General features: G+C 53.1%; 11 protein-coding genes, 7 tRNA genes and 1 pseudogene. 1 reads left to right on the top strand and 18 read right to left on the bottom strand.

All coding sequences use genetic code 11. The features are described 5' to 3' along the window. Positions 1-60: 60 nt before the first annotated feature. The 10 genes and pseudogenes from rihA to miaB form a co-directional block, all read right to left on the bottom strand. Positions 61-996, bottom strand: coding sequence for a pyrimidine-specific ribonucleoside hydrolase RihA (rihA, locus tag AC6EMZ_RS01955; RefSeq protein ID WP_498400733.1), 936 nt, complete (start codon positions 994-996; stop codon positions 61-63). 120 nt (positions 997-1,116) lie between these two features. Further along, positions 1,117-1,842, bottom strand: a complete 726-nt coding sequence (locus AC6EMZ_RS01960; protein ID WP_498400734.1) for an amino acid ABC transporter ATP-binding protein — start codon at positions 1,840-1,842, stop codon at positions 1,117-1,119. Next, a pseudogene (gene gltK / locus AC6EMZ_RS01965) lies at positions 1,839-2,516 on the bottom strand (glutamate/aspartate ABC transporter permease GltK). Before gltK ends, AC6EMZ_RS01960 begins: the two are co-directional and overlap by 4 nt. After that, complete coding sequence (locus AC6EMZ_RS01970) at positions 2,516-3,256, bottom strand: amino acid ABC transporter permease (RefSeq protein ID WP_498400735.1); 741 nt, start codon at positions 3,254-3,256, stop codon at positions 2,516-2,518. Before AC6EMZ_RS01970 ends, gltK begins: the two are co-directional and overlap by 1 nt. 156 nt (positions 3,257-3,412) lie before the next feature. After that, positions 3,413-4,318, bottom strand: a complete 906-nt coding sequence (locus tag AC6EMZ_RS01975) for an amino acid ABC transporter substrate-binding protein (RefSeq protein ID WP_498400736.1) — start codon at positions 4,316-4,318, stop codon at positions 3,413-3,415. A 400-nt stretch (positions 4,319-4,718) separates the two neighbouring features. Beyond that, positions 4,719-6,257, bottom strand: a complete 1,539-nt coding sequence (gene lnt / locus AC6EMZ_RS01980) for an apolipoprotein N-acyltransferase (RefSeq protein WP_498400737.1) — start codon at positions 6,255-6,257, stop codon at positions 4,719-4,721. 5 nt (positions 6,258-6,262) lie between these two features. Then, the gene (corC, locus tag AC6EMZ_RS01985; RefSeq protein WP_498400738.1) at positions 6,263-7,141 is read right to left on the bottom strand and encodes a CNNM family magnesium/cobalt transport protein CorC; all 879 of its coding nucleotides are present in this window, start codon (positions 7,139-7,141) and stop codon (positions 6,263-6,265) included. A gap of 104 nt (positions 7,142-7,245) precedes the next feature. Continuing rightward, positions 7,246-7,713, bottom strand: coding sequence for an rRNA maturation RNase YbeY (ybeY, locus tag AC6EMZ_RS01990; RefSeq protein WP_498400739.1), 468 nt, complete (start codon positions 7,711-7,713; stop codon positions 7,246-7,248). Continuing rightward, entirely contained in the window at positions 7,710-8,756 is a 1,047-nt protein-coding gene (locus tag AC6EMZ_RS01995) for a PhoH family protein (protein WP_498400741.1), read from the bottom strand. Before AC6EMZ_RS01995 ends, ybeY begins: the two co-directional genes overlap by 4 nt. Positions 8,757-8,908: 152 nt before the next feature. Next, positions 8,909-10,333, bottom strand: coding sequence for a tRNA (N6-isopentenyl adenosine(37)-C2)-methylthiotransferase MiaB (gene miaB / locus AC6EMZ_RS02000; protein ID WP_498400742.1), 1,425 nt, complete (start codon positions 10,331-10,333; stop codon positions 8,909-8,911). Positions 10,334-10,470: 137 nt separating this feature from the next. Here miaB and ubiF point away from each other — a divergent pair, with 137 nt between their 5' ends. Continuing rightward, on the top strand, positions 10,471-11,646 hold the full coding sequence (ubiF, locus tag AC6EMZ_RS02005; protein ID WP_498400743.1) for a 3-demethoxyubiquinol 3-hydroxylase: 1,176 nt from the start codon (positions 10,471-10,473) through the stop codon (positions 11,644-11,646). Positions 11,647-11,730: 84 nt separating this feature from the next. Here the strand turns inward: ubiF and AC6EMZ_RS02010 are convergent. The 8 genes from AC6EMZ_RS02010 to asnB form a co-directional block, all read right to left on the bottom strand. Beyond that, positions 11,731-11,805: transfer RNA gene (locus AC6EMZ_RS02010), tRNA-Gln, on the bottom strand. Positions 11,806-11,840: 35 nt separating this feature from the next. Next, positions 11,841-11,915, bottom strand: a tRNA-Gln gene (locus AC6EMZ_RS02015). 46 nt (positions 11,916-11,961) lie between these two features. After that, a tRNA-Met gene (locus tag AC6EMZ_RS02020) sits at positions 11,962-12,038 on the bottom strand. Between the two features lie 16 nt (positions 12,039-12,054). Continuing rightward, positions 12,055-12,129, bottom strand: a tRNA-Gln gene (locus AC6EMZ_RS02025). Positions 12,130-12,161: 32 nt separating this feature from the next. Continuing rightward, positions 12,162-12,236 (bottom strand) — tRNA-Gln (locus AC6EMZ_RS02030). Between the two features lie 23 nt (positions 12,237-12,259). Next, positions 12,260-12,344, bottom strand: a tRNA-Leu gene (locus AC6EMZ_RS02035). Between the two features lie 8 nt (positions 12,345-12,352). After that, a tRNA-Met gene (locus AC6EMZ_RS02040) sits at positions 12,353-12,429 on the bottom strand. A gap of 222 nt (positions 12,430-12,651) precedes the next feature. Next, positions 12,652-14,316 (bottom strand): asparagine synthase B, encoded by a 1,665-nt coding sequence (asnB, locus tag AC6EMZ_RS02045; RefSeq protein ID WP_498400744.1) that lies wholly within the window; start codon positions 14,314-14,316, stop codon positions 12,652-12,654. Between the last annotated feature and the right edge of the window lie 4 nt (positions 14,317-14,320).

Below are 14,320 nucleotides of genomic sequence, written 5' to 3' on the forward strand. Positions count from 1 at the left end.
TCTCCCCGTGGGAGAGGGCGGGGTGAGGGCATCAGCGTACTCTCCCTTCACAAATACCCGTTACCCGTAAACGGCAAGCCGCTCTGCCAGTAAATCCACAAATCCCTGCCTGTCGATATCGACCATCAGCGTCGTATTCGGTTTATTACCTGTCAGCGAGTAATAATCCACCACCGTCATCCCCTGAGTGTATTTCCCCTGTGTTTCCACGCCGACCCAACGATCAACCGTGGTGAAGAGTTCCGGTTTTAGTAGCCAGGCAATGGTACACGGATCGTGTAGCGGCGCGCCGTGGAAACCCCATTTTTCGGTTTTATGATATTCCATGAAGAAATCGAGCAGCTCTGCCACGGTCGTGGCAATACCGTTGCCAATCCCACGGAAACGCTCAATGTCTTCCGCCATGATTTGCGCGCGATGGGTCACGTCAAGCCCCGCCATTACGATGGGTAAGCCAGACTGGAAAACAATTTCGGCGGCTTCCGGGTCGACAAAAATGTTGAACTCGGCGGCGGGTGTCCAGTTACCCAGCCCCATTGCGCCGCCCATCATCACGATGCGGGCGATTTTGCCATGCAGTTCAGGGTGACTATTTAACAGCAGTGCGACGTTCGTTTGCGGGCCGGTCGCTACCAGCGTGACGGGCTCATGGCTTTCGCGCAGCACGTTGGCCATCAATTCCACCGCCGTACAGTTTTGCGGCGCAAAACCCGGTTCAGGCAGCGCCGGACCATCAAGGCCGCTTTCACCGTGAACATTATCGGCGATGATAAGCTCGCGCATCAGCGGCTTAATGGCACCACCTGCTACCGGGATATCAGTGCGATTCAGCAGCGTCAGCATCCGCAGAACATTGCGTAGTGTTTTATCCGGTGTCTGGTTACCGGCAGAAGAGGTGACAGCTTTGACTTCCAGCTCGGGTGAGGCGAGGGCGAGGACCAGTGCGATCGCGTCATCATGACCCGGGTCGCAGTCGAGAATGATTGGCAGTGCCATAGAGTGCTCCATTCTTAGCGTTATTTTGTGACAAGGTTAACGCCGCAATGTGAAGGAGACGAGAAGAAGAGGCGTAAAGCGTGAAGCAGTGCGCAATCCGAAGATTGCGCACGCTATTGATTAATGCAGGATTTTTGCGAGGAACTCTTTCGCGCGATCGGACTGCGGGTTGGCGAAGAAGTCTTCTTTCGGTGAATCTTCGACGATTTTCCCTTCATCCATGAAGATAACCCGGTTCGCCACTTTACGGGCGAAGCCCATTTCGTGGGTCACCACCATCATGGTCATGCCTTCGTGCGCCAGTTCGACCATCACGTCCAGCACTTCGTTTATCATCTCAGGATCGAGCGCGGATGTCGGTTCGTCAAACAGCATTGCCACCGGATCCATGCACAGGGCGCGGGCGATCGCAACGCGCTGCTGCTGTCCACCCGAAAGCTGCGCCGGGAACTTATTGGCATGAGCAGACAGACCAACACGTTCCAGAAGCTTAAGCCCTTTATCACGCGCAGCGGCTTTATCACGCTTAAGCACTTTTACCTGAGCCAGCGTCAGGTTCTCGATAATCGACAAATGAGGGAACAGTTCAAAATGCTGGAACACCATCCCCACATGAGAGCGCAGCTTAGCGAGATTGGTTTTCTTGTCATTAACCTGCGTACCGTCAACGACTATCTCGCCTTTCTGTACTGGCTCCAGGCCATTAACGGTTTTGATAAGCGTGGACTTACCGGAACCTGACGGCCCGCATACCACCACCACTTCGCCTTTTTTTACTTCCGTGGAGCAATCGGTCAGCACCTGAAAGTGCCCATACCATTTAGAAACATTTTTCAGGGAAATCATTGCACAGTCCTTTTCTTCAGCCAGGTGACCAACAGCGACGCGCTTAAACTAATTGCGAAATAAACCGCACCTGCGAACAGGATCATCTCGACCTGGGTACCGTCGCGCTCACCGATTGTGGAAGCGGTACGGAAGAAGTCCGCGAGGCTGAGTACGTAAACCAGCGAGGTATCCTGGAAGAGCACGATGCCCTGGGTAAGCAGCAGCGGAACCATGGCGCGAAACGCCTGCGGTAAAATAATGAGCTTCATCGACTGCCAGTGCGTCATGCCCAGAGCGAGTGCGGCGCTGGATTGGCCGCGAGAGATGCTCTGAATGCCGGCACGAATGATTTATGAATAGTAAGCAGCCTCAAACATTGAGAATGCGACCATCGCAGAAATCAGGCGGATATCGGCTTTTGGCGAAAGCCCCAGTACGTTTTGCAACAGGCCAGGAACAATCAGATAAAACCACAGCAGCACCATGACCAATGGAATGGAGCGGAAAACGTTGACATAGGCCGTGGCGAACCAGGCAAACGGCTTAAAGCTCGACAGGCGCATCACCGCCAGAATCGTACCCCAGACAATACCAATGACGATGGCAATGACGGTGATTTTTAGCGTAATTAACAGCCCGTCCAGCAGATACGGCAAAGACGGGACGATGGAACTCCAGTCAAATTCGTACATTATTTACCTCCCAGATTGCCCGGCAGGCGAGTTTTACGTTCAACCAGGTTCATCACCAGCATGATGACAGTATTTATCAAGACATAAGCCAGCGTGATAGCGGTGAAGGATTCCCAGGCGTGGGCAGAGTAATCCAGCAGCTTGCCCGCCTGAGCCGCCATATCCACCAAACCGATGGTGGATGCGATGGCTGAGTTTTTCACCAGGTTCATCATTTCTGAGGTCATTGGTGGAACAATTACGCGATAGGCGTTAGGCAACAGCACATAGCGATAAGATTGTGGCAGCGTCAGACCCATCGCCAGTGCGGCATTTTTTTGCCCACGCGGAAGAGACTGGATGCCCGAACGTACCTGCTCGCAGACGCGCGCAGCGGTGAAAAGCCCCAGACACAGCATGGAGGAGACGAAGAACTGAATGTTCGGATCGAGCTCAGCTTTGAACCACATACCAAGGTTTTCTGGCAGCAGTTCAGGCACCACCAGGTACCAGGTAAAGAACTGAACGATCAGTGGAACGTTACGGAACAGTTCTACATAAAGGGTGCCGAGCGTCGAGAGAAAGCGATTAGGGACGGTACGCAGAATACCGAACAGCGAACCGACAAAAAATGCGATGATCCAGGCCGTTATCGATAACGCAACGGTGACCTGAAAGCCGCTCCATAGCCAGCCAAGATAGGTGGTGTTGCCGAACGGGGCTTGTTGCAGAAAAATGCCCCAGTTCCAGTCTATTGACATAATAAACTCCAGAAAAAAAAGGGTAGCAGCGCTACCCTCGAAGATTGGTGAGAAGCTCATGTTCGCGCTGAGTGGGGAACGACCACTCAACGTATAGTCTGTCCGTGCTTCCCGACAATCGAGAGGGCAGGAGGTCCTGCCCCTTAATGGTTCTAATTAGTTAAGTGCTTTGTCATTTGGTGTTTTGAACAGGGCTTTCATGTCGTCTGACAGTTCAAAGTTCATGTTCAGATTTTTTGGTGGAATCGGGTTCTTAAACCATTTGTCGAACCATTTTTCCGCTTCGCCAGAGGTCTGTTTTTCTGCGATGGTGTCATCGATAAGCTTTTTAAAGCTGGCGTCGTCTTTACGCAGCATGCAGCCGTAAGCCTCCTGAGACTGTGCGGTGCCGACGATTTCCCTGTTGTCTGGTTTCTTCGCTTTAGCACGTTCACCGGCCAGCAGAGCATCATCCATCATAAAGGCCACGGCACGACCGCTTTCCAGCGTACGGAAGGAGTCACCATGATCTTTCGCGCTGATGATGCGCATATCCATTTTCTTCTCGTCGTTCAGCTTATGCAGCAGAACTTCAGATGTGGTACCAGAAGTCACCACAACCGCTTTACCTTTCAGATCCGCGAAGTCTTTAATCTCGCCGCCTTTTTTGGTCAGCAGACGGGTCCCTACCACGAAGATAGTGTTGGAGAAGGCCGCTTGTTTCTGACGCTCAAGGTTGTTAGTCGTGGAACCACATTCAAAATCGAAGGTGCCGTTTTGCAGCAGAGGAATACGGTTTTGTGAGGTAATTGGAATCAGCTTCACTTCAAGATCGGGTTTGTTTAGCTTTTTCTTTACCGCTTCAACGATAGCGTTGGAGTAATCCTGAGAGTAGCCCACGACTTTTTGCGTGTTGTCGTAGTATGAAAACGGGACAGATGATTCACGGTGGCCGACCACGATCACGCCGTTTTTGGCAATCTTGTCGAGAGTGCTCCCGGCAGCCGGGGCATCTTCAGCGTGAACGACGCCTGCGGACATTCCCATCACCAGCATTGCTGTGGCCAGTTTACGTAATTGCATACCCAACTCCTTTATTATCTGCGCCAGTGACGCATTGATACCCATTGTGATGTTGTTATATCTCGCGCTATGCGAGTGCAGTGTTATGCAAGCTTGTTAACATTTAGTTTGGCTTAATGTAAAGATTTTGCTGCGATATTGTTTATTTTTGCGAAGCGCGCCGCACCATTCAGAGGCAATAATCCCTCGTTGCACCGTTTCGGTGCTACCTGCGATCGATACTGGTGCGACCAGGTTGCACGTTAAGCTAAACGACGTTTATGTGAATAAATAAAGCAATAGGCGTGCCAGAAATAACCCTCACCCTGAAAGGGATAGGGGAAAAGGCGGAGCTGGATTTTGAAATGGTGTGTGTACTGTCCCTCTCCCCGATGGGGAGAGGGTTAGGGTGAGGGGGGAATTATTGACGACGCTGACGAAGGCTCATCACCAATGCGCCAAAACCAAACAGCGTGGTCAGGATCCACAGCGGCCAGTTGCCAGTGCGCGCATATGGCGTCAGACCTGTGGTCGGTGTGACTTTGGTCGTTAGCACCGCACGGGTGAACTGCGGAAGCATAGCCTGAATTTCACCCTGTGGACCAATTACGGCGGTGATGCCATTGTTAGTGCTGCGCAGCAGCGGACGCGCCAGCTCCAGCGAACGCATACGCGCCATCTGGAAGTGTTGCCACGGGCCAATCGACTTACCAAACCAGGCATCGTTTGAGATGGTCAGCAGATAATCGGTATCCGGACGGAAGTTATCGCGCACCTGTTCGCCAAGGATAATTTCGTAACAAATTGCCGGAGTCAGCGCAAAACCATGCGCATGCAGCTGTGGCTGAACATACGGGCCGCGGCTAAATGAGGACATCGGCAAATCAAAGAACGGCGCTAACGGACGCAGAATCGACTCTAGCGGCACAAACTCACCAAACGGCACAAGGTGGTTTTTGTTGTAGCGATTGGTTGATTCGTAGCGGTACGGATTGTCTTTGCCGAGCGTGATAATGGTGTTGTAAGTGTCGTAACGGTTTTGCTTGTTCAGACGCGCATCCACAATACCGGTGATCAGCGTACTGTTTCGTGCGCGCAGCAGATCGTCCATCATGCTGAGGAAATGCTGCTGGTTGATTTCCAGGTCGGGAATGGCGGACTCCGGCCAGATAATCAGCTGCGATTTACCCATCTCTTTTTGCGTGGCATCGAGATAAATTTTCAGCGTATTGATGAGCTGGTTCTCGTCCCATTTCATCGACTGAGCGATATTACCTTGCACCATTGAAACCTGCGTGGTGCGCTCGGGCTCAAGGGTATACCACTGGATATAGCGCAGCGGAAAGGGAAGGGCGAACAGCACCAGAGCGGCCACCAGCGGCTGCCAACTGCGCTGTACCAGCGCGAGTGCGAGTAAGCCACTGACAATCATCAGCAAGAAGTTGATCGCCTCGACGCCCATCACCGGAGCAAGCCCCTTCAGCGGGCCATCAATCTGGCTGTAACCAAACTGAAGCCACGGGAAGCCGGTCAATACCCAGCCGCGCAAAAACTCGGTGAGTTGCCAAACAACCGGCGCGGCTATCGCGACGCGAACCCAGGTGGTTTTCGGCCACAGGCGAGAAAGAATGCCCGCGAACAAGCCGGTATACAGCGACAGATACGCGGCCAGCAGTACGACCAGGAATATGTTAACCGGGCCAGGCATCCCGCCAAACTGCGCGATACTGACGTAAACCCAGTTGATGCCGGAGCCAAACAGACCCAGCCCCCAGAAGTAGCCAATCGCGGCCGCCTGAACGGGGCTGCGATTCAGGGTTAAACCTTGCAGGCCTATCAGGGAAATAATGGCCGCAGGCCAGATGTCGTAAGGCGAAAAAGCCAGCGTACCGCTGGCTCCGAATAACAGCGCCAGCAGCAAACGGACGCGCTGGCGTTCAAGTAATGAGGCAAATGCCATTTACATTAATCTTCCAGTTTTGGTACCGGGGAATCGTCCGGCATTCTGACGTGAACCTGAATAATACGGCGACTGTCGGCCATCGCAACCTTGAACTGGTAACCGTCAATATCAACGGATTCACCGCGGGCCGGAAGATGACCAAACGCCTGCATCACCAGGCCACCAATGGTATCCACCTCTTCATCGCTGAAGTGGGTCCCGAAGGTATCATTGAATTCTTCAATAGAGGCCAACGCGCGTACGGTCCAGGTATGACGGCTTAGCTGACGGAATTCGATATCATCTTCTTCGTCATATTCGTCTTCAATTTCACCGACGATAAGTTCAAGAATATCTTCGATCGTCACAAGGCCGGATACGCCGCCAAATTCATCGATAACAATCGCCATATGGTAACGCTGAGACCGGAACTCTTTTAGCATGCGGTCAACGCGCTTGCTTTCCGGTACAACCACCGCCTGGCGTAACACTTTTTCCATGCTGAAGGCTTCGGAGTCGCTGCGCATAAACGGCAGCAAATCTTTCGCCATCAGAATCCCTTCAATGTGATCTTTATCTTCGCTGATAACCGGGAAACGAGAGTGGGCGGATTCGATGATGACATCGAGGCATTCGTCCAGCGTCTGGTTGCGTTTCAGGGTGATCATCTGCGAGCGGGGGATCATGATGTCGCGAACGCGCTGGTCGGCGATATCCATTACCCCTTCGAGCATTTCGCGCGTATCTTCATCGATAAGATCGTTCTGCCCGGAATCACGAATCAGCTCCAAAAGTTCATCACGGTTTTTAGGTTCGCCGTGGAACAGCTGGCTCAGAATGAGGGAGAAAAATCCCTTCTTACTGGTTGTCGTGTCGCTACTGTGTGAATTGTCGTCGCTCATAGCGTTTGTTAAGGGTTCTCTCGTCAGTTAAATGCGTGCCGCCGCGGGAAGGTTCCTTGTGCGGCGGCCTGTTTTGTCTGTTCAGTCAACAAGGACAGAACGGACTACTCTTTCTCGGCAATGTACGGATCCTCATAGCCCAGAGCAAGCATTATCTCTGTCTCGAGGGATTCCATCTCTTCTGCTTCTTCGTCTTCAATATGATCGTAACCCAGCAGATGCAGGCTACCGTGAATGACCATGTGCGCCCAGTGCGCGTCGAGCGGTTTTTCCTGCTCCTTCGCTTCCTGTTCAACGACCTGGCGGCAAATAATCAAATCACCCAGCAGCGGCAGTTCAATACCTGGCGGCGCTTCGAACGGGAAGGAGAGCACGTTGGTCGGCTTGTCTTTTCCGCGATAGGTCAGGTTAAGCTCGTGGCTCTCAGCGTTGTCCACCACGCGAATGGTGACTTCTGACTCTTTCTGAAACTGTGGAATGACTGCATCAAGCCATTTCTGGAACTGTGCTTCTTCCGGCAGGCCGGCGTTGTCTTCACATGCCAGCTGTAAATCGAGAATAACCTGACTCATTTTGGTTCCTGTTCCTGGGCTTCACGCTTGCGCTCTGCTGCCTGTTCTGTTTTACGTTTCTGTTCGGCTTCTTCCCACGCTTCATAGGCGTTGACGATCCGTGCAACGACCGGATGGCGCACCACGTCTTCACTGTTGAAGAAGTTAAAGCTGATTTCGTCGACTTCCGCCAACACTTCGATCGCGTGACGCAGACCTGATTTGGTGCTGCGCGGCAGGTCAATCTGGGTGATGTCACCGGTGATGACGGCTTTTGAATTAAAGCCAATACGCGTCAGGAACATCTTCATCTGTTCGATGGTGGTGTTCTGGCTCTCATCAAGAATGATGAACGCATCATTCAGGGTACGACCGCGCATATAGGCCAGCGGTGCCACTTCAATGACGTTACGCTCGATAAGCTTCTCGACTTTTTCAAAGCCCAGCATCTCGAACAGCGCATCGTATAGCGGACGCAGATACGGGTCGACCTTCTGACTCAGGTCGCCGGGCAAGAAGCCGAGTTTTTCACCCGCTTCCACCGCAGGGCGGGTCAGCAGAATACGACGAATGTCCTGACGCTCCAGCGCATCTACCGCTGCCGCAACGGCCAGGTAAGTTTTACCCGTCCCGGCCGGGCCGACGCCGAAGGTGATGTCATGATCGAGAATATTGGCGATGTACTGCGCCTGGTTCGGCGTACGTGGCTTGATAACGCCACGCTTGGTTTTGATATTGATGACCTTGCCGTAATCAGGAACGCTCTCCGCGCTCTGTTCAAGAATGCGCGCTTCTTTAATGGCGAGATGGATCTTTTCTGGCTCGATATCCTGCGTCGCACCGCGCATCGGGGCGGTATCGACATACAGGCTGCGCAGAATGTCCGCGGCGGCGTTGACGCATATGGCGCGTCCGGTGAGTTTGAATTGGTTATCGCGACGATTGATTTCGATACCCAGACGTCGCTCCAGTTGTTTGATGTTGTCATCAAACGGCCCGCACAGGCTCAGCAGGCGAGCGTTGTCTGCGGGCTCCAGGGTAATTTCACGCGTTTCTGTATTCAAACTGTTCCTCTTTAGAATGTGCTTTCAGGCCCGTTCAGTCAGGTCTATGTTGAAAGTATTCACGCCATGGAATAAAGGCGCAAGCATTGCTATGCATATTGGGGATGCAGAGGGGAATTGCAAGGCCTGCCAGAAAGGCAGGCCCGAACGGATTAAGGCTGGTAAACACCGACACCCAGTTCGTTCTCTTTGCGGGTACGGGCGATAACGGATTCCGGCGTTTCGGCAATGCGTAAGCCCATCTCGTCTTCAGTACGGACCACTTTGCCGCGCAATGAGTTGGTGAGGACTTCCTGAATCTCGATATCAACAAACTTACCGATCATATCCGGCGTACCTTCGAAATTCACCACACGGCTGTTTTCGGTGCGGCCTGAAAGCTGCATTACGCTTTTACGCGAAGTCCCTTCCACCAGAATGCGCTGGGTGGTGCCGAGCATGCGGCGACTCCAGGCATTGACCTGCTGGTTGATACGTTCCTGCAGAATATACAGACGCTGCTTTTTCTCCTCTTCAGGAACATCGTCAACCATATCGGCAGCGGGCGTTCCAGGACGTGCGGAGAAGATGAAGCTAAAGCTGACGTCGAAATTCACTTCGCCAATTAGCTTCATGGTGCGCTCAAAGTCATCCGTGGTCTCGCCTGGGAAGCCAACGATAAAGTCGGAGCTAATCTGGATATCCGGACGCGCTTCGCGAAGCTTACGAATGATAGATTTGTATTCCAGCACGGTATGGGTACGGCCCATCAGATTCAATACGCGGTCAGAGCCGCACTGTACCGGCAGATGCAGGAAGCTCACCAGCTCTGGCGTATCGCGATACACATCGATGATGTCATCGGTGAATTCGATCGGATGGCTGGTGGTGAAGCGGATACGGTCGATACCGTCAATCGCTGCAACCAGACGCAGCAGGTCGGCAAATGAACCGGTAGAACCGTCGTAGTTCTCGCCACGCCAGGCATTGACGTTTTGCCCCAGCAGGTTGACTTCACGCACGCCCTGGGCGGCCAACTGAGCAATTTCAAACAGGATATCGTCGCACGGGCGGCTGACCTCTTCACCACGGGTGTAAGGCACCACGCAGTAAGTACAGTATTTATTGCAGCCTTCCATGATCGAGACAAAAGCGCTCGGGCCGTCAGCACGCGGTTCCGGCAAACGGTCAAATTTTTCGATTTCCGGGAAGCTGACGTCCACCACCGGGCTACGATCGCCGCGAACCGAGTTGATCATTTCGGGCAAACGATGCAGGGTCTGCGGGCCGAAAACAATGTCAACGTAGTGGGCGCGGGTGCGAATAAGTTCACCTTCCTGCGAGGCGACACAGCCGCCCACGCCGATGATGATATCCGGGTTTTTCTTTTTGAGAAGCTTCCAGCGGCCTAACAGATGGAAAACTTTTTCCTGCGCTTTTTCACGGATCGAGCAGGTATTTAGCAGCAGCACATCGGCTTCTTCTGCATGTTCAGTGAGTTGATATCCGTGGGTGGCATCCAGCAGATCGGCCATCTTTGATGAATCGTATTCGTTCATCTGACAGCCCCAGGTTTTTATATGGAGTTTTTTAGTCATCGACTTGCTCGGGCTCAGGATTGCAAGCCGCATAGTGTAATGCTTCGGTGCGGTTGTGACCAGTATGAAGGTTGTCAGCCTCAAGCCGGTAAAAATCCGGTAAACTTAAGGGATTCTCTTGAAAAGGATTATTGACCATGACACTCCAACACACCGAAATTGCCGTTGTCGGCGGCGGTATGGTCGGCGGCGCGCTGGCGCTCGGGCTGGCACAGCTGGGATTTAAGGTAACGGTCGTAGAGCAGGCTGCGCCGCCTGCATTTGATGATGCCCAAAAACCTGACGTGCGGATCTCGGCGGTTAGCGCCGCGTCTGTCGATCTGCTGCGCGGGCTTGGCGTGTGGGACTCGGTGCTGTCGATGCGCGCGCATCCGTATCGTCGCCTGGAAACCTGGGAGTGGGAGAGTGCCCATGTCACCTTTGATGCCTCTGAGCTGAAGCTGCCGCTGTTAGGCTATATGGTGGAAAATAACGTTCTGCAATTAGCACTGTGGCAGGCGATGGAAGGGCACGCGAATATCACGCTGCGTGTGCCTGCATCGCTAAATGCGCTTCGTCGTCATGAAGGCGGGTATTTGCTGGAACTGAATAATGGTGAGGAACTGGCCGCCAGGCTAGTGGTAGGCGCCGATGGTGCGAATTCGCAGGTTCGTCAGATGGCGGGAATGGGGATTCACGCATGGCAGTACCAGCAATCCTGCATGTTAATTACCGTGAAGTGCGAAAACGATCCGGGTAACAGCACCTGGCAACATTTTACGCCGACGGGGCCGCATGCGTTTCTGCCGCTATTTGAACGCTGGGCGTCGCTGGTGTGGTACGACACGCCAGCGCGTATTCGCCAGTTACAGGGGCTGTCGATGGAGCAGCTACAGCAAGCGATCGCCACACACTTTCCGCGTCGTCTGGGGCACGTTACTCCTGTTGCGGCCGGTGGATTCCCGCTCACGCGCCGCCATGCTGTGAAATATGTCCGGGCTGGGTTAGCGTTAGTGGGGGATGCGGCGCATACCATTCATCCGCTTGCCGGGCAGGGCGTGAATTTGGGCTATCGCGACGTTGAGGCGTTATTAGACGTGATGAGCAGCGCGCGCGAACGTTCTGAGCCGTGGGCGAGCGAACAGGTGCTTAAACGCTACCAGAACCGCCGTATGGCTGATAATTTCATGATGCAGTCGGGAATGGATCTTTTTTATGCTGGTTTCAGCAACGATTTAGGCCCAGTACGTATCCTGCGCAATATCGGATTGATGGCGGCAGAACGTGGCGGTGGGTTGAAACGGCAGGCGTTGAAGTATGCCTTAGGCCTTTAAACGGTGCCTTTGCTTCTATGGGGCGAAGGCATAAGAAAGCACAAAAACAAAAAAGCCCGCAGAGCGGGCTTATTTGTTACTAATTGGCTGGGGTGCAGGGATTCGAACCCCGGAATGCTGGTATCAGAAACCAGTGCCTTACCGCTTGGCGACACCCCAATTGCGTTAAACAAATGGGTTAACGACTTTAAAATTGGCTGGGGTACGAGGATTCGAACCTCGGAATGCTGGTATCAGAAACCAGTGCCTTACCGCTTGGCGATACCCCAACAATTTTTTTTGGGCTTATCGATGTTAATCGATGCTTCCCGAATTTGGTGGCTACGACGGGATTCGAACCTGTGACCCCATCATTATGAGTGATGTGCTCTAACCAACTGAGCTACGTAGCCGTACTGCTTTCTTCGATGGCTGGGGTACCTGGATTCGAACCAGGGAATGCCGGTATCAAAAACCGGTGCCTTACCGCTTGGCGATACCCCAATAACCACGGAGAACCGCAAATCGAAGAAAATTGGCTGGGGTACCTGGATTCGAACCAGGGAATGCCGGTATCAAAAACCGGTGCCTTACCGCTTGGCGATACCCCATCCGTGCAACGCTTATTAGGAAATGGTGCGGGAGGCGAGACTTGAACTCGCACACCTTGCGGCGCCAGAACCTAAATCTGGTGCGTCTACCAATTTCGCCACTCCCGCAAAAAAGATGGTGGCTACGACGGGATTCGAACCTGTGACCCCATCATTATGAGTGATGTGCTCTAACCAACTGAGCTACGTAGCCATCTTTTTTCACGCTACCTTATCGGCGTTGCGGGGCGCATTATGCGTATAGACCCTTGCAGCGTCAACACCTTTTTCAACGAAAATAGCCGGAATGTGACTGTTTGGTTAGGTTGCGAACAGCGTGACCGAATATTCGGCAATTATCGGTTATTAATCAATTCTGACCTGCGAAATACAAAGCAAAAAAAGGCCCCGAAGGGCCTTATAGCGATCGTTAGGATCATTTGTAAGCTGACTGGTGTACGCCTACCGCGCGTCCTGACGGATCGTTCATGTTTTTGAACGATTCATCCCATTCGATAGCCTTAGCCGAGGAACAGGCCACTGACGGACCACCAGGGACACATTCTGCTGCGCTTGGGACCGGGAACAATTCTTCGAAGATCTCCCGGTACAGATAGGCTTCTTTAGAACCCGGTGTGTTATACGGGAAGCGGAAGCTCGCCGTTTCCAGCTGTTGATCGGTAACGTGCTTAGCGGCCACCTCTTTCAGGGAGTCGATCCAGCTATAGCCCACGCCGTCGGAGAACTGCTCTTTCTGACGCCATGCCACGCTTGCAGGCAGGTAAGATTCAAAACACTCGCGCAGGACGTGTTTTTCCATTTTGCCGTTGCCGCACATTTTATCCTGCGGGTTAATGCGCATTGCCACGTCGAGGAAGTTTTTATCCAGGAACGGAACACGCGCTTCCACACCCCAGGCGGACATCGCTTTGTTAGCGCGAGCGCAGTCAAACATATGCAGCGCCTGCAGTTTACGTACGGTTTCTTCATGCAGTTCTTTGGCGTTTGGCGCTTTGTGGAAGTACAGATAACCGCCAAATACTTCGTCAGAGCCTTCGCCTGACAGCACCATTTTAATGCCCATCGCTTTAATCTTGCGGGACATCAAATACATTGGCGTAGAGGCGCGAATGGTGGTCACATCGTAGGTTTCGATGTGATAGATAACGTCACGAATCGCGTCCAGACCTTCCTGCACGGTGAAGTGAATTTCGTGGTGCACGGTGCCCAGATGGTTTGCTACTTCCTGCGCTGCTTTCAGATCCGGAGCGCCTTCCAGGCCAACGGCGAAGGAGTGAAGCTGCGGCCACCAGGCTTCTGAGCGTTCCTGATCTTCCACGCGACGTGCGGCGTATTTCTTGGTGATGGCAGAAATGACGGATGAATCCAGGCCGCCAGACAGCAGAACGCCATAAGGAACGTCGGACATCAGGTGGCTTTTTACTGCATCTTCCAGCGCCTGAGCCAGTTCGACCTTATCGGTCACGTTGTCTTTCACCGCATCGTAATCGAACCAGTCGCGCTGGTAGTACGAGCGAATTTCGCCATCTTTGCTCCACAGGAAGCTACCTGCCGGGAACTCTTTAATGGTGCGGCAAACGGGAACCAGCGCTTTCATTTCAGAGGCAACGTAAAAGTTGCCGTGCTCGTCGTGACCCATATACAGCGGGATAATACCGATATGGTCGCGGGCAATCAGGTAAGCATCTTTTTCACTGTCATAGAGTGCAAAGGCGAACATCCCTTGCAGATCGTCGAGGAATTCTGGGCCTTTTTCCTGATACAAGGCCAGGATGACTTCACAGTCGGAGCCGGTCTGGAACGCGTAGCGATCGCCGTACTCTGCGCGCAGCGCCTGATGGTTGTAGATTTCACCGTTTACTGCCAGCGCGTGGGTTTTCTTTTCGTTATACAGCGGCTGAGCACCGGCGTTGACGTCGACAATCGACAGACGTTCGTGAGCCAAAATCGCTTTATCGCTTGCGTACACGCCGGACCAGTCCGGGCCGCGATGGCGCATCAGACGAGACAGTTCGAGCGCTTTTTTACGCAGTTCGACCGCGTCAGTTTTAATATCCAGTACGCCAAAAATTGAACACATAACC

It is taken from the genome of Enterobacter sp. SCRI0065 (assembly GCF_059766475.1).